This window comes from Chryseobacterium taklimakanense, assembly GCF_900187185.1.
Classification (GTDB): Bacteria; Bacteroidota; Bacteroidia; order Flavobacteriales; family Weeksellaceae; genus Planobacterium; species Planobacterium taklimakanense.
Genome location: NZ_LT906465.1, coordinates 1,082,138 through 1,105,289 on the forward strand (window position 1 = coordinate 1,082,138; position 23,152 = coordinate 1,105,289).

Genomic DNA, 23,152 nt, shown 5'->3' on the forward strand with positions numbered 1-23,152 from the left:
CATATTTTTTTTCAGGAGCCGGGAACCTGCTCTCTGCTACTACTCCTCGCTCTGCCGCTCCACTGCGTTCCGCGGCTTCGCTGTGGGGTAACCGCGACGATCAGGGCTAAGGAAAAGACAATCAATAAAATAAACAAAAGAAAAGGCGCTCCGTGTACCGAAGCGCCTTTCACTATTTTTTAAAGTTTTTATTACTTCAAAGTCAGGATATATTCAACCATTTTCTTAGCATTCTCCTTGCTGAGGCCGGCGTGTGGCGTCATCGGTACCTGTCCCCATACACCTACGCTGCCATCAATGATTTTCTGAGCCAACTGGTCTATATCAGCTTCCGTATATTTCGCAGCTACTTCCTGATATGAAGGGCCGATAAGTTTTGCATCTTCCTTGTGGCAAGTAAGGCAGTCCATCCCGGCGATCAGCGTTTTACCTTCATGCTCGCCTGCCGCAGCCCCCGCCGTTGCAGTAGCCGATTCCTCAAGCATTAAATTGGAATCCGCATTAGGATTTGCTTCTTTTTTAGAACACGAAATCAGGGTAACACCCAAAAAAATTGCAATAGCTATATTTTTCATAGTAGAATATTTATATCTTTCAATGAATACAAATATAGGCAATAATTGGTAACAAAAAACACTTAAAAGGTTTATTATAAACTTTATGAATGTAACACATCAGACCAGTTATCTTTAAAACTTAATTATGAAAAGGTAAAAAAATTCCTGCCTTAAGACGGCATCTGAAGAACCAAGAACTGTAAAATATAAATTAACTGTAAATGAAATTTACGCTTCATACCCCCAATATTCAAAATAAAGTGCTAATTTTAGAAAAAATCTAATTATTCATACCAATTCTTAAAAATTTCAGCTTATGAAAAAATTAATGTCATTAGTCGCAGTTATGCTTTTTACAGTAGGCGTTTTTGCACAGAAAGTGCTGGTAAGTGATCCCGCGCATTCACGAATTCAGTTTTCTGTGATTCACCTTACCATCAACGATATCACCGGAAATTTCGATAAGGCAAACCTTACCATCAATACGGATAATAAGAATTTTGCAAACTCAAAAATCATGTTTGAAGTTGATCCAGCCAGCATCAACACGCATGTGGAGGCCCGAGACAATCACCTGAAAAGTGCTGATTTTTTCGATGTTGCGACGTATCCTAAAATGGTGTTCACCAGCACTTCGATAAAAAGGCTCAAGAAAAATTATTACGAAGCAAACGGCAATTTACTAATGCACGGCGTCACTAAACCGGTAAAAGTAACATTGATCTATCGCGGATCGACGGTCAACCAAATGAATAAAAAAACCACTTACGGCTATCAGGTCTATGCAAGCCTGAAAAGATCCGATTTTGAAATAGGCGGCAAATTTCCCGAAGCGGTGATCAGCAATATGGTTAGAATCAAAGGTGATTTTGAGCTCACTGAACAATAAAAAATCAGAAACCGGCCAAATTAAGGCCGGTTTTACTTTATACTTTTAAAACGCTTTATCGGCGCGGGTGCAAAGAGGTACTTGGCCGTCATCAGTTTCGGTGCGTTGATGTCCAGCTCGTACCACGGTGAAATCCTGCTGTTCACAGGATTTTTCAGAATATGGATATCCTGAGCCGGCATATAGCTTTCTGCCAAAAGAAAAACCCTTTTACCAACAGAATTTCTAGCGCTTCCCACAATAAAGACGGCGTGTCCCGGGCTTCCGGGTTTTATGATTATATCTCCCACCCTGATGTCTGAATTTTTCAGCACAGGAACAGTTTCTCTGTCGAGCGAAATAGTACCCGCATATCGGAAAACCAAATCCATATACTCGCGAAAATTAGCGTAGCTGTCGGAATATTTTGCTGTTTTATGAAACTTTACACAATCGTTATCCTCTGTGGTCCGCACTCCCTTTTTGTAATCATACCACGACATTTTTTGGCCGCTCGTGAATTCAAATTCAATCTCATCATAACGTTGATGCAGCCAGAGATATTCACCGTAAAGCCGCATCCAGGCGTCGGCACACTGTTGCAGATCCTTCTCGCCCACATCAATATCCAAAATTGCTGCGTGCTGATACTGCTTGGCCAGAGGCAGGTTGCGGTAGTCGCGTAACGGGAAAGTTGCAGGCTTCAGTGGGAAGTTTATCAGAAAATCCTCAAAACTTTCCGTCGGAGCGGTTTCCCAGCGATATCCCTGTGGGGCTTTAAATCTGGTTTTTATCGTGCTGCTCTCCGCACTCATTTCGATTTCTCTCGTGGTTTCAATTACCTGCGCGTTGAAAATGCACGGAAAAAAAATCATTAGAAACAGAAATAAACAGAAAAAGTTCTTCAATTTTTTTGCTTTAATCAAATTTATAAAAGATATTATAAAAGGTGAAATAATGGTTTCATATTATGAAAGTTAACCTTATATTTGATGCCATTTGCTGAAAGAATGTTGAAGAGACTGCTCTTTTTTTTGTTTTGTGTGATGAGTTTTGTTGTGGTACATGCGCAGCAGGACAGTATTTTTATAAAGGCAGATGTTTCCACGAATCTGAAGGAAATAACTGTTTCTCAAAATTTCAGATATGCCAACCGGCTGCAAGTCCCTATTACGAAAATAAAGCTGCTGAACTGGATCGCTGCCTATAAAAATGAAGGCACGGCCTTGGCAAAACGTAAAGTTGAAGACCGCAGGAAAGACCTTCATTTTGCAAAAAAAGAAGATTTGGGATCTCTGCAGAATCTCAGCATAAACGGGGTAAAAGCCGATCTCAACTTGGATTCTGAAAATCTTTATTTTGAATTACCGGAACCGCTGAAACCCGGTGAATCCTTGAACCTGAGTTTACAGTACGACTTAAAGTTGCCAAAAATTTCAATTACCGGATTTGGCGTCGGTGAAGGTAAAGCTGAACTAAAATATTTTTTTATCGTTCCTGATACTTTTGAGACCGAAAATCAATACGGCAGGCATTTTCTTGACATTGACGAAACCCAGAACGGTGGAAGCTACTGGGAAATAGAACTTCACGCACCACAAAACTGTTACACAGAAGGAAATCTTCTAAAGAACGGACAAAAATTTGCCGGAACACTGACGGCGGATCCCGAATTCATTATTACGAAAACTGAACCTGTCTCCATAATTGCAGAAAACAAAGCCAAAGAAACCAAAGTTGTTTTTGGCTATCCAATCACCGAAGCTGAGAAAAGCAGCCTGGAGTTCTTCATTCCGCTACATCTTAATTTCATCCAGGAAAAAATGGGGTTTGTACCGGATAAGATTTTTATTTCGGAAAAATTTAAAAACAAGGAGGAATTTTTCGGTAATGATGATATTAAATTCTGGAAATTTAAGTTTCAGATGTTTACGGATGCGCAGAAAACCGATCTGGACTATATCAGCATCATCACCAAAAATGTTTTCAAACAGGCTGGAATTACCGAAAAAAACAAAAATCACTGGTTCAAAAACGGCCTGAAGACCTACATCGAAAAGCAATACCTCGCAAAATATTACGCCGACGAGAACCTCCTGGGCAAGTTGCCGGAAAACGCCCGTATTTTCGGCATTAAACCGCTAAAATACTTCAACATCGGAAAGCTGAAGCTCACAGAAAGATACGGAATTGCCTACCAATACATTATGGCGCAAAATCTTGATCAAAAAATTGGTGAACCGTTCAGTGCGCTGAGCAATTTCAATGATATGGCGATCAGTAATTTCGAGACCGGTAATCTTTTTGACTTTATTGCCCAAAAGATGACCTATGAAAAATTCGATGCCTTCATCCAAAACTTTCTTACTGAAAATAAGGGTAAAATTATCGACACGAAATCGTTCCTCGATCAGCTCGCGATACAGTCCGCATATTCTTCAGACTTCCTGGAAACTTATATCAACAGGGAGATGCGGGTAAATTTCAAAGCTAAAAAATTCAAAAAAATTCCCGAGGGTTATCTGGTTAAGATTTCAAAAAACACAGATTTCAATATTCCTATAAAGATAACTTCCGAAGACCGGCACGGGCACTCAGAATCCTACTGGTACGATACGGCTTCAGGAAAGCATACAGGCGAATTTTTAATCCCAAGAAACGACATCAACAAAATACAGCTGAACGACGGCTACATCTTCCCGGAAGCCAATTACAGAGACAATTATCTTTACACCAAAGGATTTTTTACCAATACAAAAAAAGTAAAACTCAAGTTGGGCAAGGATGTTCCCAATCCTGAATACAACGAAATTTATATGAATCCAAGTGTAAGTTTCAATGCTTATGATAAGGCGCTTTTAGGACTTAATTTCCAGAATAAATCTTTGTTTGACCAGCAGTTTCTCTACAGTTTCACGCCTTTTTACAGTACCGGCACCGGAAAAATGACCGGCTCCGGGCTTTTGGCTTACAATTTCAGGCCGGTGGATTCGTTCTTCAGAAATTGGCAGGTCGGCACTTCCGGCTCATATTTCCACTACGACAAAAATCTTTCTTATAAAAAGTTTTCTGCATTCTCCAGCCTCATCTTTTCAAAGGTTTCCAGAAGTGATATTTCGCGCTCATTGCACCTTTCTTACAACTATTTCGAGAAAGACCTCACTCCGGAAATGGTTGCAGCCAATGAATATGACAAATACGGCATCTGGAGCTTAGGGTACGGATATACGGACAACAAAATCATTCATGAAATTTCCTTTGGCTCAAACCTTCAGGTGATGAAGGATTTTCAGAAACTCTCTGCAGAAGCTTTCTACCGCTGGGAGTTTGCTGAAAACAAGAAGGTAAGTTTCAGATTTTTTAGCGGCTACTTCTTCAGCAACAGATCGAGAAACGATTTATTTAATTTTGGTGTCTCGAAGGTTTCTAATTACGCATTTTCCTACAATCTTTTAGGGCAGAGCGCCACTTCGGGTATCCTTTCGCAACAGTATGTCCTGGCAGAAGGCGGCTTTAAATCATATCTGAATTCTTCAGTCAATAAATGGATCACCAGCACGAATGTTGATGCGCACGTTTGGAAAATGTTCAATGTCTACGCCGATGCCGGTCTGTACCAGAATAAAGGCCATCACGCAAAATTCATCTGGGATTCGGGTGTGAAACTGAAGGTTATTCCCGATTTTCTTGAAGTTTATTTCCCCGTACAGTCGTCCCTGGGCTTCGAGCCTTCATTTAAAGACTACAGCAAACGGATCAGGTTTACACTGGTACTTAATATGAATGCGCTGACCAACCATTTCCGGAAGGGATGGTATTAACTGCTACCCTTCTACAAGCTCTGGGTGGCAAGGCGAGGTTGGTGACGGTGATAATAAAAAACTGCTCCACATCGGCGGAGCAGTTTTAGTTTTGGTTTGTGAGTGATTATTTTTTGATGATTTTCTGAGAAACTGAGTGTCCATCAACATCACCTGCTACCACATAAACACCTTTTGCAAGTGCAGAAATATCAAGAGAAGTTCCGTCGTTTACAGCAGCGGTTTTAACAACCTGTCCGTTTACGCTGTAAATTTTAACGTTGGCTTTTGCAGAAAATTCAATTGTATTGGTTACTAAAGTATTCTTGATGAATTTTACTTTTGAAGAGGTTATGTCAGAAACGGCCAATGTAGAATTTGTTGGTGTTGGTGTCACTGCCGCAAAATCTGCACCATTGTTGTTGGAATCTCCAGATATTCTTTCAACTGATTTAGTGGTTGAGGCTGCAGGAGCTGGGGCTGTCCCTTCATAAAGTGACGCTGTACCATAACCTACAAAATCAATTACATTTGCATCTGTTGGAGAAACAACTTGGCTGTAATTGCTAACTAATGCAACCTTACCATTACTTGCAGCAAAATTTAATGGTGTATTATATACAGTTCCTGTAAATGAAGTATTTGTAGTTCCAACAAAATCTGCTGTTACTGGCAAAGGTGCACCATTTGTTCCACAAGCTTCCTGTATTAGATAAGTCTGGTTGGGAGAAAGTGTAATTTCAGGTAAAGCCTGATAACTGTTAAATGTACTGCTTGATCCCGAAGCTGCATACTGCAAAGAAGCTCCAGTTAATGTTAGAGGTGCGTCACCAATGTTTTTTAATTCAACGTAATCACAGGTATAGGTAGCTCCAGAATTTCCGCCCGCCCCATAAATTTCATTGATAACAATTTTCCCTTGAGAAAATGCAATAGTAGCAACAACTGTAGCTAACAAAGAATAAAGTTTTTTCATAATATAAAATTTAAAATTATTTTTTTCGCCATAAAGATAATAAGTTTCTGAAAGCTACAGTTTAATTTAATGTTAAAAATATCCACAATTTCCACATCATATTTTCGTTTATTTTTGCAGAACATTTTTACCGGGATTTGAAGGGAATATTTATTTTATTGTTTTTCAATGGGTTAATTTTAATTAACGCCCAAATTTTCGATTGGAAAAACCCGAACCTCCCCAAGGATTCTCTGAAAAAGGACAGCATCCTCGCTTCCAAAATCAACAAAGATATTTTTGAAAGGGATACCGCCGATTTTATCAGGACTCAAAATAAAATTATTGTGGACGAAGGGGTTTTTGTGAAAAACGACCGCAGTAAAATCCTTGGTGATTTAAATTCGAAAGGCTCCATCATCCGCGGAATCACGTTTGGCAACAGCCAGGGATCATCAGTTCAGAGTTCGATGGATCTGCAGATTTCCGGCAAACTTTCAGATGATGTTTCGGTATTAGCTTCCATTTCAGACCATAATTTGCCTATACAGGCCGATGGCTATACGCAGACGCTGGAGGAATTTGATAAAATCTATATGCAGCTCAACATCCGGAAGAACTCGATAATCCGGGCCGGACATTTAGATTTGTATGATGATAAAACGTATTTCGGGAAATTCCAGCGCCGGAGCATGGGGCTTCAGTATCAAACGGTTTTTGGTAAGGAAAATAAAACTTTTACGGACATTTCCGCAGGTGTTGCCCGAAGCGAGTTTCACCGCGTGAGATTTCAGGGCATCGAGGGAAATCAGGGACCTTACCGGCTCAATGGGATAAATGGCGAACAGTTTATCACCATTCTTTCCGGTTCGGAGCAGGTGTTTATCGACGGCATCCTGATGAAGCGCGGCGAAAACCAGGATTACGTCATCAATTATAACACCGGTGAGGTAACCTTTACCAGCTTCCGGCCGATCTACAGGCAGAATTTCATCACGATTTCTTACAATTATACCAACCGGAATTACTCCAGATTCCTGCTTACGGGCAGCATCAGCCATCACCGGGAACGTCTGCAAACCGGCATCAGCTGGTTTGTTGAAAGTGACAATAAAAACGCTCCTGTCGCACTGAATTTAAGTAAAGAAGATGAAAAGGTTCTCGCCAATGCGGGAAACAATCCGGACCTGATGTTTTCGCCTTCGGGTTCTGAAACGGAATATGATGTGAATAAAATCCTGTACCGCCTCATACAGAACGCCACCGGGAATTATTATGAATTCTCTACAGATAAAAACGAGAAACTTTATCAGGTTTCATTCACCTATCTTGGTGAAGGCAAAGGCGATTACAGGATTAAGCAAACCACCAACAACGGCCGTGTTTTCGAATACACCGGTCAAGGATTGGGTGATTACTCTGCTTTGCGCAGGTTGCCTTCACCGCAGAGATCACAGGTCATCTCTGCCCACACTGAATACCTTTTAAATGAAGGAAAAATTGGCACAGATTTCTCGCTGAGTAATCATGATGTCAACCTGTTTTCTTCCATCAACAACAACCAAAACACTGGATATGCCGGAAGAATTTTCGGTTCAAAAATTTTCAGGAAAAATAACTGGACAGGAACACCAACTTTTGAGTATCAGCACATTAACAAACGCTTCCATATCCTCGACCGTATTAATGATGTGGAATTTGCCCGCGATTTCAATTTGGTACAGGAATTCAGTCAGCGAACCCAGAACCGCTTTATTTTCAGTTTTACCAATCAATGGAAAGAAAAAGCATTTCTGAACTATAAAATTAATTATCTGAATGAAAAAGACACTTACAAAGGTTTAAAAAATGATTTCGATTTTGGTTTAAAAAAAGGAAAATTCAGCACCACCGGAAAATTTTCACACCTCGATACAGGCGGAAGTGTTGAAGACACCAAATTCATCCGAGGCCATATTTTAAATGAATGGCAGGGCCAAAAAGGAAACTGGGGCATCGGCGGCAGCCTGGAACATAATGAGCGAAGATATAAAGAAACGCAGCGTTATGATGTATCGAGCTTCAGCTGGAAAGAAGTGTTTTTACAGAAGAAGATCGGCGATTCTGCCCGCACGAAGCTTCTTGCAAAAATGTACTTCCGCGACAACGATTCCATTCGTGACAACAAATTGGAAGACATGAATCATATTTTAGGTTTAATGACTGAAAGCCAAATCATTAAAACCGAAAAAACGCAGTTGAGCGCGCTCATCCACTACCGGAAATTCTTTTATCAGAATCAGGATTTGTCAGACAACGGAAATCAGGATTTTGTGGTGGGGAATCTTCTTTACAATCAGCAGTTATTCAGAAACGGTATGCGTTTGCAGGCGTTTTATGAACTGGGCAACGGCCAGGAAGCGCAGCGCGAATTTCAGTATATTAAGGTTACCGACGGACAGGGCATTTACAAATGGACGGACTACAACGGCGACGGTATACAGCAACTCGATGAATTTGAAATTGCGGAATATGCTGATTTGGCGCAATACATCAGAATTTACACCAATACAGTCAGGTATCTTCCTTCCAACAAAAACAAGTTGCAGCTCGCATTATTCGTGAATCCTGCGGCAGTTTTTAATTCTGAAAATCAGTTTCTTAAACGGTGGAACTTTAATCTTTCACTGCTTTCTCAAAACTCATTTATGAAAGGAAACCGCGTTCTGGTGCTGAATCCTTTTGAAAAGGAAGCTGATCAAATTCTTAAAAATCAAAACTTTCTGGCAACGGCGCAGTTCAATCCCACCGAAAAATCTGGCTGGAACGGAAATTACCGTTTTACTTCCACCGAGAACCTCATCAATGCCAATTTCAGCAACGAGGAAAGCTTCAGAAATATGCATTTTATGAATCTGGGCTATTGGTTTAACAAAAATCTGCGTGCCGATTGGGAAAATTCTTTTGCCCATGTCAGAAATGCTTCGGAGCTGTTCAAATCCAGGGATTACAGCCTTCAAAACTTTGAAACAAAACCAAAAATCACCTATAAATTTTCAGAAGCCATACAGGCCGAATTTTCCTCTGCTTTACGCCACAAAAACCGCACAGACGGCATTGAAAAACTTAAAGCTTTTGAACTGACCGGCGGCTTGCAATGGGAAAAACAGAAAACTTCAGTTCGCGGAAATTTCACGTTCATCAGCAATGATTTTAACGGAAACAATTTCTCAATCGTCGGAAATCAAATGCTTGACGGACTGAAGCCCGGTAAAAATCAGGTTTGGAGCGTATTCCTGCAGCAAAATCTGAATTCTTTCATCATTTTAAATATGAATTATGAAGGGCGTAATTCCGGCGACAGGACCATTCATATCGGTTCGGTACAGGTGAAGGCTTCATTTTAACCGTGTTCCGCGGTCTGTGATCTGCGATCAACCTGTCAAATTACCTGTAATTTAAAAGTTTAAAAGATTACTTTTTGACATCGCCGAAGGCAGATAGCCGATAGCCGGCTGCAAATTATTATCTTTGCACCATGGTAAAAATCGGGAATATAGAACTGCCGGAATTTCCGCTTTTGCTCGCACCCATGGAGGATGTGAGCGATCCGCCGTTTCGCCGGCTGTGCAAAATGCACGGGGCAGATTTGATGTATTCGGAGTTTATTTCTTCGGAAGGTTTGATCCGTGATGCCATTAAATCAAGAAAAAAACTTGACATTTTTGATTACGAACGGCCTGTAGGCATCCAGATTTTCGGTGGCGATGAGGAAGCGATGGCAATGTCTGCCCGAATTGTGGAAACCGTAGAACCTGATCTGGTGGACATCAATTTTGGCTGCCCGGTAAAAAAAGTGGTGTGCAAAGGTGCGGGCGCCGGAGTGTTGAAAGACATTGATCTGATGGTTCGACTTACCAAAGCTGTGGTAACTTCCACACATCTTCCTGTAACGGTGAAAACACGACTTGGCTGGGATTTCGACAGTATAAATATTGATGAAGTTGCCGAAAGACTGCAGGACGCCGGAATAAAAGCACTCACCATTCACGCCAGAACCCGTTCTCAGATGTACAAGGGTGAAGCTGATTGGGAACACATTTCCAGGATAAAAAACAATCCGAATATCGAAATTCCAATTTTTGGAAACGGCGATATCGACAGTCCCATAAAAGCCGAAGAATACAAAAAAAGATACGACTGCGACGGTGTGATGATCGGCCGTGGCGCCATTGGCTATCCGTGGATTTTTAATGAAATCAAACATTATTTTAAAACCGGTGAAATTTTGCCGGAACCCACTATTTCACAGCGGCTTGAAGCTGTACGCCAACACGCAGAATGGAGCACCGAATGGAAAGGCGAACGTGTGGGACTGATTGAAATGCGCCAGCACTACAGCAATTATTTCCGTGGCATTCCTCATTTTAAAGAATTCAAACGAAGATTTCTGGAGGTTTTCACCTTAGCTGAAATGGATAAACTGATTGCTGAAACTGATCATTTTTACAAAGAACATTCTTTTGCGAAATAAAATTTTCATAATCTGGTGTTTGGGCGTACGCCGTAACATTCCCTTTGCCACACCCACTAATTATTAAAAAAAAGCCGTAATGCTAAAAGCAGAACACGTAACCAAAACATACAATTCCGGAAAGAAAATCGCGCTGCAGGACTTCAGCATCGATGTTCCTGAAGGCAGCATCTATGGGCTTCTGGGACCAAACGGTGCCGGAAAAACAACTTTCATCCGGATTGTAAACCAAATTTTGCAGGCGGATGCCGGGGAAGTTTTCATCAATTCTGAAAAGCTGAATCCCAATCACATCAAACAAATTGGCTATATGCCGGAGGAACGCGGCCTTTACAAGAATATGACCGTGGGCGACCAGCTTCTTTATTTTGGCGAACTGAAAGGAATGACAAAAAACGATGCCCTGCACGAAGCCAAATATTGGTTTGAGCAGCTGAATATCGACCAATGGTGGAAGAAAAAACTCTCTGAACTTTCCAAAGGGATGGCGCAGAAAATCCAGTTTGTGGTGACCGTGCTCCACAAACCTAAGCTTCTGATTCTTGACGAGCCGTTTTCAGGTTTTGACCCGGTAAACGCCAACCTCATCAAAGATCAGATCATTAATCTAAAAAATCAGGGAACTACAATTATATTGTCTACACACAGAATGGAGAGTGTAGAGGAAATGTGCGATTATGTTGCACTGATCAATAATTCTAAGAAAGTTCTGGATGGAAGAGTTTTCAGCGTGAGGGAGAATTTCAAGAAAAACATCTTTTCGGTGACGCTTTCAGACGTTAACAACGACCATTTTGAGCTTTTCAGAAAAACGCATCAGGTGGAAGACTTTAAGAATGAAAACGGTTTGATTTCATTTGAGCTTAAAGATTCCCAGGATCAGAATTTTGTACTGAATGAATTGATGCAGGTTGGAAAAATCCGCTCATTTGATGAGAAAATCCCGAGCATGAATGAAGTGTTTATCAATGCCGTTTCTTCAAAAATCTAAATATGAAAAACATAATACTGATTGCCAAACGTGAATTCCTGACACAGGTCAGGAAGAAGTCGTTTATCATACTCACGCTTTTGGCACCGCTGTTAATCGTAGGTTTTGGCGCTTTAATCGCATTAATGTTTAAGGCTAATGAATCCACGCATTCTTTCAACGTTATTGATAAAAGCGGGCTGTTTCAAAATAAATTAAAATCCGACGAAAATCTGAAATACATTTATCTGCCAGAAGCGAATGAAGCCTCCCTGAAAGCGGCTTTGCGGGACATGCAGGGTATTGACGGGCTTTTGATCATTCCAAAACTGGAAAATAATGATTTCAGTAAACTGGAGGAAGAAACCAAACTTTTAGTCAACAAAAAAATTGGTTTCGGGACCAAAAACAATATCAGCATCGACCTGGAGAAAATCATCAGAAGCGAGAAAATTAAGGCTTTAGGCTTAAATGAAACTCAAATAAAAGACATCGACAAAGGCTTTACGCTAAAAGCCGAGAATGTGGTTGATGAAAAAACTGAGGACAATGATATGGTTTTCAGCGTAAAATATGGGCTTTCCATGGTTCTGATGTATGTGGTCTTTATGTTTATTATCATTTACGGCGTTCGTGTGATGCGCAGCGTTCTGGAAGAAAAAAACAACCGCGTGGTTGAAATCATCATCTCCTCGGTAAAGCCTTTTGAACTGATGATGGGGAAAATCATTGGGGTGACGATGGTGGCTTTAACCCAATTTATCATCTGGATCACCATGTCGGTCGTTGCAGCACTGTTCCTGAATACCGGTTTCGCAGCCATGAATGAAAATCTCCCGGTGGGGGGTGAAGAAGCCGCAGTGGTGACCAAGGCATTTGATCCACAAAACCTGGCTGCTGAAGTTTCCCACACCCTTCTGGAAATGAATTTCCCGCTGATCATTTTTGTATTTATCGTCTTCTTCCTTTTGGGATATATTTTCTACAGTGCGATGTATGCAGCGATCGGTTCTGCGGTAGATAATGAAACGGAGACCCAGCAGTTTACCCTTTTTGCGATTTTACCTTTGATGATCGGTATGTACGGCAGCATTACCGTGACAAATAATCCCGAAGGCCCAATGGCATTTTGGCTGTCGATAATTCCGTTTACCTCTCCGGTGGCGATGATCGCGAGGATTCCGTTTGGAGTTCCGGCGTGGCAAATTGTGCTTTCGACTGCCCTTTTAATCGGAGCGACATTTCTAATGGTTTTCATTGCATCCAAAGTTTATAAAGTGGGGATTTTGATGTACGGGAACAAAGCGACGCTGAAGGAACTATGGAAGTGGATTAAAAACTGATCTTGCTGTTTTATCCCGCAGATTGTGCTGATAGCGCAGGGAATTTACCACACAGATTTCACAGATTTTCACAGATTAATTTTAAAAATGATCATGAAAAAATGTGTTTTATTTTATGACGGGCAGAAATTACACTGATCTGTGAAAAAAATTAACTGTAGAAATATCTTTTTATCCCGCTGATTGTGCTGATAGTGCAGGGAATTTACAGCACAGATTTCACAGATTTTCACAGATTAATTTTAAAAATGATCATGATAAAAAATGTGTTTTATTTTATGACGGGCAGAAATTACACTGATCAGTGAAAAAAATTAACTGTAGAAATATCTTTTTATCCCGCTGATTGTGCTGATAGTGCAGGGAATTTACAGCACAGATTTCACAGATTTTCACAGATTAATTTTAAAAATGATCATGATAAAAAATGTGTTTTATTTTATGACGGGCAGAAATTGCGCTGATTGGTGAGAAAAATTAACTGTAGAAATATCTTTTTATCCCGCTGATTGTGCAGGGAATTTAACGCACAGATTTCACAGATTTTCACTGATTAATTGTGAAAAATGATCATGATAGAAATGTGTTTTTTGCAGGTACTTATTATATGACGGGCAGAAATCACACTGATTTGTGAGAAAAATTAACTATAGAACTTTTTATCCCGCTGATTGCACAGATTACGCAGATTTTCATATTAATTGTGAAAAATGATCATGATAAAAAATGGGTTTTTTGCAGGTTTTTATTTTATGACGTACAGAAATTATACTGATTTGTGAGAAAAATCAACTGTAGAAATATCTTTTTATCCCGCAGATTGCACAGATCACGCAGATTTTCTGATTAATTGTGAAAAATGATTATGCTAAAAATGTGTTTTTTGCAGGAACTTATTATATGACGGGCAGAAATTAAACTGATTTGTGAGAAAAAATTAAGTGTAGAAATATCTTTTTTCCCGCTGATTGCACAGATTACGCAGATTTCAGATTAATTGTGATAAATGATCATGCTAAAAATGTGTTTTTTGTAGGCACTTATTTTATGACGGGCAGAAATTACGCTGATTGGTGAGAAAATTTAACTGTAGAAATATCTTTTTATCCCGCAGATTGCACAGATTACGCAGATTTTCTGATTAATTGTGAAAAATGAACATGATAGAAAATGTGTTTTTTGCAGGAACTTATTATATGAGGGACAGAAATTACACTGATTTGTGAGAAAAATTAACTTCTGATTCATTCTTGGTAAAAAACCCGGCGCAGCAAAGCTGCGCCGGGTTTTAATTAAATATTCCGATAAAATTTAATCAAAAATATAGCTTAAAGTAACACTTGCCACCTGCTGAGATTTTTTCTTTTCAGTATTTGGATCTCCTGTATAGGATTCTACAAGGTCCGGATAAGTGTTTGAGATTCCCAAATCGTACCTGCCTGCCAGTTCAAGTTTTCTTTTATAACTGAAACCTATACCCAAGCCAACACCCCAGCCAAAACCGGCAGCCTTGCCATTAATCCCTGGATATTTAGCATCGCCTTCGACGGTGTATACCTGTCTGGCCGGGTTTTCAACTTTTTGATTAATCAGAAAATCAAATCTTGGCCCCGCCATTCCAAAAAACTCGGATTCTGCTTCAGAGAAATAGCCTTTAAAATAAAGAGGAACGCTGATGTAACTGTTGGCATACACAGCATCATAACCTGCTGATCCTTTATTATTCTTATCTTTCCCGGTCTCGCCGGCACCATAATACACCACCTCCGGCTGTATGTAGAACTGATCATTACGGTCTACAGGTATCAGTGCCAAAAAGCCGCCCTGCAAAGTATGTCTTGGGCCGGACGGATTGTGGGCATTCTGAACACGGGAGTAATTATAACCTCCCGTAATACCAAATCTTGTGGAACTGAAGTCGACCTGCGCACTGAGGTTTATAAATGCCAGCAGTGCAGTGCCAATTAGTAATCTTTTCATAGCCATTTGTGTCTGTGAGCAATATTTTAACCTAATACCTTAGCGACAGTAGCACCGATATCAGCCGGAGAATCTACAACGTTGATACCATTCTCGCGCATGATTTCCATCTTAGCCTGCGCTGTATCTTCTGCGCCGCCCACGATTGCTCCTGCGTGGCCCATGGTTCTTCCCTTTGGTGCCGTCTGCCCAGCGATGAAACCTACAACCGGTTTTGCAGAACCGCTTGCTTTATACCATCTGGCAGCCTCAGCTTCAAGTGATCCGCCGATTTCACCGATCATTACAACGGCATCAGTTTCCGGATCGTTGATGAACAGTTCCAAGGCTTCTTTAGTGGTAGTACCGATAATTGGGTCACCACCGATACCGATTGCGGTAGAAACACCGTACCCGGCTCTCACCACCTGATCCGCAGCTTCATAAGTTAAGGTTCCTGATTTTGACACGATTCCCACTTTTCCTTTTTTGAAAACGAAGCCGGGCATAATTCCGATTTTAGCTTCATCTGAAGTGATGATTCCCGGACAGTTCGGACCGATCAGTCTGCAGTCTCTGTCAGCGATATAAGATTTTACTTTTACCATATCAGCAACCGGAATTCCTTCTGTAATACAAACGATCACTTTGATTCCCGCATCTGCGGCCTCCATGATCGCATCTGCAGCAAATGCCGGCGGTACGAAGATGATGGAAACATTGGCTCCTGCTTTTTCCACAGCTTCAGCCACAGTGTTGAAAACCGGTTTCCCCAGGTGCTCAGAACCTCCTTTTCCCGGAGTTACACCACCTACGACGTTGGTGCCGTATTCAATCATCTGTGTTGCGTGGAATGTTCCTTCGTTACCTGTAAATCCCTGTACGATTACTTTAGAATCTTTGTTTACTAATACTGACATTTTTTATTTTTTTAATTTATTTTTTCTGAGTTAAGATTTCCACAAATTTACTCAATAAAATTGAAATTTTGTGAAAAGCGGACCTGTTTTTACAAATTCTTAAGCTTCACTTCCTTTCTTAAATATTCCCTGAACTCTTCTGCAATCGGGCCAAAATAGGTTCCCTTTTTCAAGTCCCTGTTCACACCGCATTTCGCTAAAAGCACGGTTCCTGACTCGACTCTTACGCCGGAAGCCATACCCACCTGTCCCCAGATTGTAACCTCATCTTCTATCACGCAACAGCCGGCAATACCGGTTTGTGAAGCAATCAGACATTTTTTTCCGATAACGGTGTCGTGACCGATTTGAATCTGATTGTCTAAAACTGAACCTTCACCAATGACTGTAGAATCCGTTACCCCGCGGTCGACTGTGCAGCCGTTACCGATTTCGACATTATTTTCTATCACCACATTTCCTACTGAGATCAGCCTGTCGAAACTGCCGTTGAGCTTCCGGTAGTAAAAAGCGTCACCGCCTAAAACCGTGTTGGCCTGAATCACCACATTATCACCGATTACGGTACGGTCGCCAATCACCACATTTGGAAAGATATGGCAGTTTTTGCCAATGGTGACATCATTTCCGATTACAGCGGTAGGATGAATGAATGTGCCTTCGCCCACTTCAACATTATGAAGTTCTTCCCTGAAATTGAAAATTCTGGTAAAATGGGTATTAATTTTATTAAAATCCCTGAATGGATCATCTGAAATCAGCAAAGCTTTACCTTCGGGACAATCGACTTCTTTATCAATCAAAATAATCGTTGCAGGAGAATTGAGTGCTTTATCATAATATTTAGGGTGATTCACAAACACGATTTCGCCGGGTTTTACCATATGGATTTCATTGGTCCCGAAAACCTGAAAATTTTCGTCACCAACAAATTTTGCCCCGATGAGTGCGGCGATGGTCTTTAAATTCTGTGGTTGGTTAAAGGTCATAAGATGGAGGTTGGAAGATGAAAGTTAAAAAAAGAAACCGGAAACATTAAGTCTTCTGACCTCGTGCTTCCGGCTCCCGGCTTATTTTACTCTTTCCAGGTAAGAACCGTCTTCGGTATTCACCTTGATTTTATCACCCGGTTCGATGAACAAAGGCACCATCACCCTTGCGCCTGTTTCCACGATGGCATTTTTCAGGGCATTGGTTGCGGTATTTCCTTTTACGCCCGGATCGGCTTCCACAACCTCAAGATATACCGTTGGCGGGATCTCAGCAGAAAGTGGTGATTCATCAGCTTCTTTCAAAATGATGGTTACTTCCTCGCCCGGTTTCATGAACTGCGCATTCTCAATCATTTCCTTGTTGATATAGATTTGAGAGAAATCATCATTGCTCATGAAGTGAAAACCGTTCTCATCATCGTACAGGTACTGGAATTTTCTGGTAATTACCTTTACCTCATCAATTTTGTGGCCTGCAGAAAACGTATTGTCAATCACTTTACCGTTGGTTACAGACTTCAGTTTTGTTCTTACGAAAGCCGGTCCTTTGCCCGGTTTTACGTGCAGGAATTCAATTACTTTAAAAATATCATTGCTGTACTCGATGCACAGACCTTTTCTGATATCGTTGCTTGTTGCCATTTAAGAAATATTATTTAAAGGGGTTGTTAATATTAAAAATCTGAGGGCGCATGACTTTGGGGTCATTCCATGCTTTATCCATGCTTTATCCATGCTTTATGTATGCTTTATCTATTCCCTACCTGTACCGTAACCTTTAACGATTCCCCGGGGGGAGTTTCTGATAAATTCAAGGATTTCGTCGCGTTCTGCAGTGGGGAGCATTTCTTTCTCAATCAATGCTGAGGCCTGGGTGATGTTCATCTTAGACTGGAAGAGGTATCTGTAGATTTTCTGAATTTCAAAAATCTTATCGTTGGTAAAGCCTCTTCTTCTCAGGCCTACAGAATTAATTCCGGCATAAGACATCGGTTCACGCGCCACTTTCACATACGGGGGAATATCTTTCCGCACCAAAGTTCCGCCGGATATCATGACGTGCTTCCCGATTTTCCCAAACTGGTGCACCGCTGAAAGCCCGCCCATGACGGTAAAATCCCCGATTTCCACGTGTCCGGCAATTCCGCAGCCATTGACAATCACTACATTATCGCCAATCACACAGTCGTGGGCGATGTGTGAAGTGGCCATGATGAGGCAGTTTTTCCCGATCCTGGTATAACCTAACGCTTTGGTGCCGCGGTTCACGGTCACGCTTTCGCGGATGGTGGTGTTGTCGTCAATAATCACCTGGGAATCTTCACCTTCGAATTTAAGGTCCTGCGGAATGCCTGCGATCACCGTCCCGGGGAAAATTTTACAGTTTTTACCAATCCTGGCCCCGTCCATAATGGTTACGTTTGGGCCGATCCAGGTACCCTCTCCTATTTCCACATCACCGGCAATCGTTGTAAACGGTTCTACAATGACGTTTTTCTTAATTTTTGCACGTTTATCAACTGCGGCTAACTGATGTATCATCTGCGAATCAATCCAATTTAGTTTTTGCAACCTGAGCCATCAGTTCTGCCTCCACAGCCACGCTGTCGCCGACATATCCATAACCCTGCATGTGAACAATCCCTCTCCTGATCGGTTCAATCAGTTCAATTTTAAAGATCAAAGTATCCCCAGGGATTACTTTTCTCTTGAATTTAACCTTATCAATCTTAATGAAATACGTTGAATAATTCTCCGGATCCGGAACGCTTGCCAAAACCAGAATTCCACCGGTCTGGGCCAGAGCCTCTACCTGCAGAACGCCCGGCATCACCGGCTCTTTCGGAAAGTGGCCTACAAAAAACGGTTCGTTGAACGTCACGTTTTTCAATCCTACCACATGGGTATCCGAAAGCTCAAGAACCTTATCAATGAGAAGGAACGGATACCGGTGCGGCATCAGTTTCATGATCCCGTTGATGTCGTAAACCGGTTCTTTGGTCAAATCAAAATCCGGTACATTTTTCTTTTTCTGAAGCTTCCACTGGCGGTTGAGTTTTTTTGCAAACTGGGTATTGACAAAATGTCCCGGTTTGTTTGCAATCACTTTTCCTTTCAGCCTTACGCCTGTTAATGCCAAATCACCGATGACATCGAGTAACTTGTGGCGGGCTGCCTCGTTTGGATAATTTAAAGTGAGGTTATCCAGAATCCCGTTCGGACGGATGGAAACATCGTCTTTATCAAACGCCTTCTTAAGTTTTTCAGCGGTTTCGGGCGTGAGCTCCTTATCCACATAAACGATGGCGTTGGATATGTCGCCGCCTTTTATCAACCCGGAATCCAGGAGTGTCTCCAGTTCGTGCAGAAAGCTGAAAGTTCTTGCGGAGGCTATTTCATCCTTAAATTCAGAAATATCCTTTAAAGTCGCGTTCTGTGTTCCGAGCACTTTGGTTCCGAAGTCGACCATGGTGGTGATCTCGTAATTATCGGAAGGAATGATGGTAATTTCAGAGCCGGTGTTAGGGTCCACATAACTCAGCACTTCTTTAATCACCATATACTCGCGGTTCTGAGACTGTTCCACAATACCGGCCTTCTCTACCGCTTCGACAAAATATTTTGAAGAACCGTCCATAATCGGCGGTTCAGCGCTGTTCATTTCCAAAATGGCATTATCCACATCGCAACCCACCAACGCCGCCAGCAGGTGCTCGCAGGTGTGGATCCTTACCCCTAACTTCTCCAGGGTGGTGCCGCGCTCGGTGGTGGTCACGTAGTTCACGTCCGCTTCCACATGCGGCTGCCCTTCCAAATCGGTTCTCACAAAAACAAAACCTGTATTTTCCTTTGCAGGTTTTATGGTAAGGGTGACCTCTTTACCGGTATGAAGTCCGATGCCGGAAAGCGTCACTTCTTCTTTCAGTGTTTTTTGCTTATCACTCATTCGTCTGATCTTTTGAGTTGGTTTCAATATTATCAATACGTTTTACGATCTCGCTGAAATTGCGGAAATGCACATAATTCCTGCGGAAATCGCCGGCACTGATCGCCGGTGAGCCGTAAAGAATTTCACCGTCTTTTACGGAGCTGTTCACCCCGCTCTGCGCCTGGATTTTCACCTGATTTCCGATTTTTATGTGGCCTACAATACCCACCTGACCGCCAATCTGGTTCCAGTCGCCGATGGTTGCAGAGCCTGCAATACCCGCCTGTGCGGCGATGACGTTATGCTGCCCGATCATCACGTTGTGCGCAATCTGGATCAGGTTATCGATTTTGGTTCCTTTTCCGATGACGGTAGAGCCGATGGTACCGCGGTCTATGGTACAGTTTGCGCCAATTTCCACATCATCTTCGATGACCACATTTCCCAACTGCGGAATTTTGCTGTAGCCGTCCTGGGAAGGCTGGAATCCAAAGCCGTCCGAACCGACCACCGTGTTGGAATGAACGATACAGTTGTCGCCAATGACGCAGTAATCATAAATGCGTACACCGCTGAAAATCTTGCAGTTTTTGCCGATTTTCACATTTTTACCGATGAAAACCTGAGGGTAAATCTGTGAGCCGGCTCCTATCTTTACTTTTTCTGAAATATAAGTGAAGGCACCGACGTAAATCTCTTCGCCCAGTGCGGCAGTTTCATGAATGTGGGTGTTGCTTTCAATTCCGGATTTCCGGCCCTGCATTTCCGCATAAAGATTCATTAAAACCTGAAAAGACAGGTAAGCATCATCTACCGCAATAATCGTAGGATTATAGGAATCTTTGGTTAAAAGTTTTTCTGAAACGATAAGGACCGAGCATTCTGAAGTATTGAGATATTCCGCAAACTTATCCTGCGCAATGAAGGACATATGCCCTTTTTCACCTCTTTCGATTGGTGAAACGCCTGTAATCACTGCATTTTCGTCGCCAATGATTTTTCCGTTGATGAAGCCTGCAATCTGCGATGCTGTAAATTCCATATCGTGCAAAGATACGAAATTATGAAATATTGGGATGTTTTTTTACCTTTCAGCAAGTATTATTCACTGGATCGCTTAATGAAAAACCATCGGCCCACTTTTCCTAAACCTGATCGCATCAGAATCCAGAACATTCTTCCTAAATTCTGCCTGTTTTTCGGGAGTATTTTCTAACATGCAAACTTCCACATAATTTTCAAGCTCCATTAAGCCCCAGCACGGAACATTCTTCATTTTGTCCCGATTTTGAGGGTTCTGAGCAAACTCATTCAGAAAATTCATAATGTCATTCAGCTCTTTGTATGAGTAAGTTTTATTCTGAAACAAAACATTCCTGGCACCAATAATCTTTATGACTTCTGATTTCCCTTTTTGCAGGTTTCCCCTGATATTGATGACCAGATTTCCTTTATCATTAATGAAAGCACCACTGTAATAGTTCGGAATATTTTTCCCATAACGTTTCAGAAGTTTTTCCAGTTTCTGATTGGCGTCCCACTGGAATGATGCGTCAGCTTCTGCAAAGGGTTTTTCAGCTGTAAAGGCTTTTTTGAGGGTGTCTTTTTCCGGAATCCGGGCTTTTAGGCCTTCACCATTTTTGAATGATGAGTCTTTTGGCTTTATTTCCGCCGGGATCACAGAATTTTCCACCTTATTTTCTGAAATGGTTTGCTTTTGCGCTGTTTCCGTTTTCCCAGGCTGACACGCAAGAACCGTCAATGCTGTAAGAACCGAAAGGATTTTCATTTTTTTTAGCTTAAACATTTCAATTTCAGTGCCATCCAGTTATTTTCTGAAAAATGAAGCCTGTTAACTGATTTCCCTTGGAAAATAAAGAATGTATTTTGTGTTCAGCTCCGTGATGGAAGATGACAGAATCTGGCTTTCAAACTCATCCAGTTTTATTGTTTCACCGTTTTTTCGAAGAAGGTAAACCGGCTGTTTTGCTTTGTTATAAGGCAGTAAACTTCTGGAAATCTGTTCCACTACTTTATCCCCATGGGTGGTACTGAAAAATGAATTGGTCTTTGAAATTTTTTCCCGGATGAATTCTTCATCAAACGGCTGGGACGAAATGATGGTTTTGGGCAAGCGTCTCTTAATCACCGATTTACAGAAGTAGGACAGGATCAGATCATCATCGTTCTGCCAGAATTTCATTGCCTGAATGACATCATTATCATCCAGTTCGGTGAATCTCCGTATGTCTTCTTCCGATCCTTCTGAAAATGTATTTTTATTCAGGAAATACGTCAGGTTTTCAGAAGCCGGCAGATTTTTCCCGGACAAAGTCAACTGTTTTGCCCGCTCCAGGATTTTCACAAGGATATGTTCAGAAAGTGCGGCCGTTTTGTGGTAATACACCTGCCAGTACATAAACATCCGTGCCGTGAGGTAATTTTCAACCGAGTAAATTCCCTTCGCATCGATCACCAGTTCGTCGCCTGAAACATTCATCATCGATATGATGCGTTCGGTGTTCACATTCCCTTCGGACACTCCGGTGAAAAAACTGTCGCGCTTGAGGTAATCCAACCGGTCCACATCGAGCTGCGAAGAAATCAGCTGGTTGAAAAATCTGCGGTGGTACCTGCCTTTAAACATCTCAACCGCCATTGACAGTTCGCCACCAAATTCGCGGTTGAGATTATCCATCAGCAACAGCGACAGTTTCTCGTGATGCCAGTCTTCCATCAGCATATTTTCCAAAGCATGGGAAAAAGGCCCGTGACCGATGTCGTGCATCAGAATCGCCAGCATTGCCGCTTTTTCTTCTTCTTTCGATATCGTAACTCCTTTAAGCTTTAAAGTTTCCAAAGCGGTGAACATCAGGTGCATGGCTCCCAATGCGTGGTGAAACCTGGTATGCACCGCTCCCGGAAAAATGAGGTTGAGCAATCCGGTCTGTCCGATTCTTCTCAGCCGCTGAAAATAAGGATGTTCGATGACATCAAAGAGGATTTCGTAAGGTATTTTTATGAATCCGTGTACGGGATCGTTGATGATTTTCAGTTTGTTCTGCATCTGGGCATCAAAGGTTTTAATGTGTGAGTTTCTTTCTTCGCGGTCATCAAATCAGCCAAAAGACACGCTGACCCTTCCGAAACCTTCCGAATCACGTTGGGTCAGTTTTTGACCCCCACGTGTTTTGTCAGTTCTGCAGCCGGGATGGAAAACGGCAACCAGAGCCTGCACCATCAAGATAAATCTCAGCCAAATATACTATAATTCATTAAAATCCGTGAACCGGCGTTTAACTTATTTTTAACTATTCAGGGTTATTTTTTACGTTAAACTTAACAG

The 23,152-nt window shown here is 41.7% G+C and carries 18 protein-coding genes; 6 read left to right on the forward strand and 12 right to left on the reverse strand.

The annotated features are described in order from the left end of the window. Positions 1-191: 191 nt before the first annotated feature. Positions 192-575, reverse strand: coding sequence for a c-type cytochrome (locus CKV81_RS05140; RefSeq protein ID WP_095071086.1), 384 nt, complete (start codon positions 573-575; stop codon positions 192-194). 298 nt (positions 576-873) lie between these two features. On the opposite strand from CKV81_RS05140, the gene CKV81_RS05145 reads away from it, so the two are divergent. After that, entirely contained in the window at positions 874-1,446 is a 573-nt protein-coding gene (locus CKV81_RS05145) for a YceI family protein (RefSeq protein WP_095071088.1), read from the forward strand. Positions 1,447-1,478: 32 nt separating this feature from the next. Here the strand turns inward: CKV81_RS05145 and CKV81_RS05150 are convergent, their stop codons facing one another. Further along, entirely contained in the window at positions 1,479-2,300 is an 822-nt protein-coding gene (locus tag CKV81_RS05150; RefSeq protein WP_095071090.1) for a DUF4846 domain-containing protein, read from the reverse strand. A gap of 135 nt (positions 2,301-2,435) precedes the next feature. Here CKV81_RS05150 and CKV81_RS05155 point away from each other — a divergent pair, with 135 nt between their 5' ends. Then, positions 2,436-5,246 (forward strand): gluzincin family metallopeptidase, encoded by a 2,811-nt coding sequence (locus tag CKV81_RS05155; protein ID WP_258454553.1) that lies wholly within the window; start codon positions 2,436-2,438, stop codon positions 5,244-5,246. 106 nt (positions 5,247-5,352) lie between these two features. Here CKV81_RS05155 and CKV81_RS05160 read toward each other — a convergent pair whose 3' ends face one another. Beyond that, a complete protein-coding gene (locus CKV81_RS05160) occupies positions 5,353-6,201 on the reverse strand; it encodes a lamin tail domain-containing protein (protein WP_095071094.1) in 849 nt (282 codons plus the stop codon). Between the two features lie 137 nt (positions 6,202-6,338). Here CKV81_RS05160 and CKV81_RS05165 point away from each other — a divergent pair, with 137 nt between their 5' ends. From CKV81_RS05165 to CKV81_RS05180, 4 genes are all read left to right on the forward strand, one after another. Beyond that, a complete protein-coding gene (locus tag CKV81_RS05165; RefSeq protein ID WP_185116915.1) occupies positions 6,339-9,566 on the forward strand; it encodes a hypothetical protein in 3,228 nt (1,075 codons plus the stop codon). Positions 9,567-9,697: 131 nt separating this feature from the next. Further along, complete coding sequence (dusB, locus tag CKV81_RS05170) at positions 9,698-10,693, forward strand: tRNA dihydrouridine synthase DusB (RefSeq protein ID WP_095071096.1); 996 nt, start codon at positions 9,698-9,700, stop codon at positions 10,691-10,693. A gap of 79 nt (positions 10,694-10,772) precedes the next feature. Then, on the forward strand, positions 10,773-11,684 hold the full coding sequence (locus CKV81_RS05175) for an ABC transporter ATP-binding protein (protein WP_095071098.1): 912 nt from the start codon (positions 10,773-10,775) through the stop codon (positions 11,682-11,684). 2 nt (positions 11,685-11,686) lie between these two features. Further along, on the forward strand, positions 11,687-13,006 hold the full coding sequence (locus CKV81_RS05180; protein ID WP_095071100.1) for an ABC transporter permease: 1,320 nt from the start codon (positions 11,687-11,689) through the stop codon (positions 13,004-13,006). A gap of 1,311 nt (positions 13,007-14,317) precedes the next feature. Here the strand turns inward: CKV81_RS05180 and CKV81_RS05185 are convergent. The 9 genes from CKV81_RS05185 to CKV81_RS05225 form a co-directional block, all read right to left on the reverse strand. Further along, entirely contained in the window at positions 14,318-14,986 is a 669-nt protein-coding gene (locus tag CKV81_RS05185; RefSeq protein ID WP_095071102.1) for a porin family protein, read from the reverse strand. 26 nt (positions 14,987-15,012) lie between these two features. Then, complete coding sequence (gene sucD, locus CKV81_RS05190) at positions 15,013-15,885, reverse strand: succinate--CoA ligase subunit alpha (protein ID WP_095071104.1); 873 nt, start codon at positions 15,883-15,885, stop codon at positions 15,013-15,015. An 89-nt stretch (positions 15,886-15,974) separates the two neighbouring features. Beyond that, on the reverse strand, positions 15,975-16,874 hold the full coding sequence (locus CKV81_RS05195; protein WP_095071106.1) for a UDP-3-O-(3-hydroxymyristoyl)glucosamine N-acyltransferase: 900 nt from the start codon (positions 16,872-16,874) through the stop codon (positions 15,975-15,977). A gap of 81 nt (positions 16,875-16,955) precedes the next feature. Continuing rightward, a complete protein-coding gene (gene efp, locus CKV81_RS05200; protein ID WP_095071108.1) occupies positions 16,956-17,519 on the reverse strand; it encodes an elongation factor P in 564 nt (187 codons plus the stop codon). Between the two features lie 111 nt (positions 17,520-17,630). Next, positions 17,631-18,419: an acyl-ACP--UDP-N-acetylglucosamine O-acyltransferase gene (gene lpxA, locus CKV81_RS05205; RefSeq protein ID WP_095071110.1), complete on the reverse strand. Its 789-nt coding sequence runs from the start codon at positions 18,417-18,419 to the stop codon at positions 17,631-17,633. Positions 18,420-18,426: 7 nt separating this feature from the next. Beyond that, complete coding sequence (locus CKV81_RS05210; RefSeq protein WP_095071112.1) at positions 18,427-19,824, reverse strand: bifunctional UDP-3-O-[3-hydroxymyristoyl] N-acetylglucosamine deacetylase/3-hydroxyacyl-ACP dehydratase; 1,398 nt, start codon at positions 19,822-19,824, stop codon at positions 18,427-18,429. Next, entirely contained in the window at positions 19,817-20,848 is a 1,032-nt protein-coding gene (gene lpxD, locus CKV81_RS05215) for a UDP-3-O-(3-hydroxymyristoyl)glucosamine N-acyltransferase (protein WP_095071114.1), read from the reverse strand. Before lpxD ends, CKV81_RS05210 begins: the two co-directional genes overlap by 8 nt. 75 nt (positions 20,849-20,923) lie before the next feature. Continuing rightward, the gene (locus CKV81_RS05220) at positions 20,924-21,595 is read right to left on the reverse strand and encodes a hypothetical protein (RefSeq protein ID WP_157727370.1); all 672 of its coding nucleotides are present in this window, start codon (positions 21,593-21,595) and stop codon (positions 20,924-20,926) included. A gap of 63 nt (positions 21,596-21,658) precedes the next feature. Continuing rightward, entirely contained in the window at positions 21,659-22,873 is a 1,215-nt protein-coding gene (locus tag CKV81_RS05225; protein ID WP_095071118.1) for an HD domain-containing protein, read from the reverse strand. Positions 22,874-23,152: the final 279 nt, after the last annotated feature.

Coding starts and splice junctions, on each gene's coding strand:
- CKV81_RS05150 (WP_095071090.1), bottom strand. CDS start 2,300: ATGATTTTTTTTCCGTGCATTTTCAACGCGCAGGTAATTGAAACCACG.
- sucD (WP_095071104.1), bottom strand. CDS start 15,885: ATGTCAGTATTAGTAAACAAAGATTCTAAAGTAATCGTACAGGGATTT.
- CKV81_RS05155 (WP_258454553.1), top strand. CDS start 2,436: ATGTTGAAGAGACTGCTCTTTTTTTTGTTTTGTGTGATGAGTTTTGTT.
- CKV81_RS05185 (WP_095071102.1), bottom strand. CDS start 14,986: ATGAAAAGATTACTAATTGGCACTGCACTGCTGGCATTTATAAACCTC.
- dusB (WP_095071096.1), top strand. CDS start 9,698: ATGGTAAAAATCGGGAATATAGAACTGCCGGAATTTCCGCTTTTGCTC.
- CKV81_RS05225 (WP_095071118.1), bottom strand. CDS start 22,873: ATGCAGAACAAACTGAAAATCATCAACGATCCCGTACACGGATTCATA.
- CKV81_RS05210 (WP_095071112.1), bottom strand. CDS start 19,824: ATGAGTGATAAGCAAAAAACACTGAAAGAAGAAGTGACGCTTTCCGGC.
- efp (WP_095071108.1), bottom strand. CDS start 17,519: ATGGCAACAAGCAACGATATCAGAAAAGGTCTGTGCATCGAGTACAGC.
- CKV81_RS05160 (WP_095071094.1), bottom strand. CDS start 6,201: ATGAAAAAACTTTATTCTTTGTTAGCTACAGTTGTTGCTACTATTGCA.
- CKV81_RS05220 (WP_157727370.1), bottom strand. CDS start 21,595: ATGAAAATCCTTTCGGTTCTTACAGCATTGACGGTTCTTGCGTGTCAG.
- lpxA (WP_095071110.1), bottom strand. CDS start 18,419: ATGATACATCAGTTAGCCGCAGTTGATAAACGTGCAAAAATTAAGAAA.
- CKV81_RS05195 (WP_095071106.1), bottom strand. CDS start 16,874: ATGACCTTTAACCAACCACAGAATTTAAAGACCATCGCCGCACTCATC.
- CKV81_RS05145 (WP_095071088.1), top strand. CDS start 874: ATGAAAAAATTAATGTCATTAGTCGCAGTTATGCTTTTTACAGTAGGC.
- CKV81_RS05175 (WP_095071098.1), top strand. CDS start 10,773: ATGCTAAAAGCAGAACACGTAACCAAAACATACAATTCCGGAAAGAAA.
- CKV81_RS05140 (WP_095071086.1), bottom strand. CDS start 575: ATGAAAAATATAGCTATTGCAATTTTTTTGGGTGTTACCCTGATTTCG.
- lpxD (WP_095071114.1), bottom strand. CDS start 20,848: ATGGAATTTACAGCATCGCAGATTGCAGGCTTCATCAACGGAAAAATC.
- CKV81_RS05180 (WP_095071100.1), top strand. CDS start 11,687: ATGAAAAACATAATACTGATTGCCAAACGTGAATTCCTGACACAGGTC.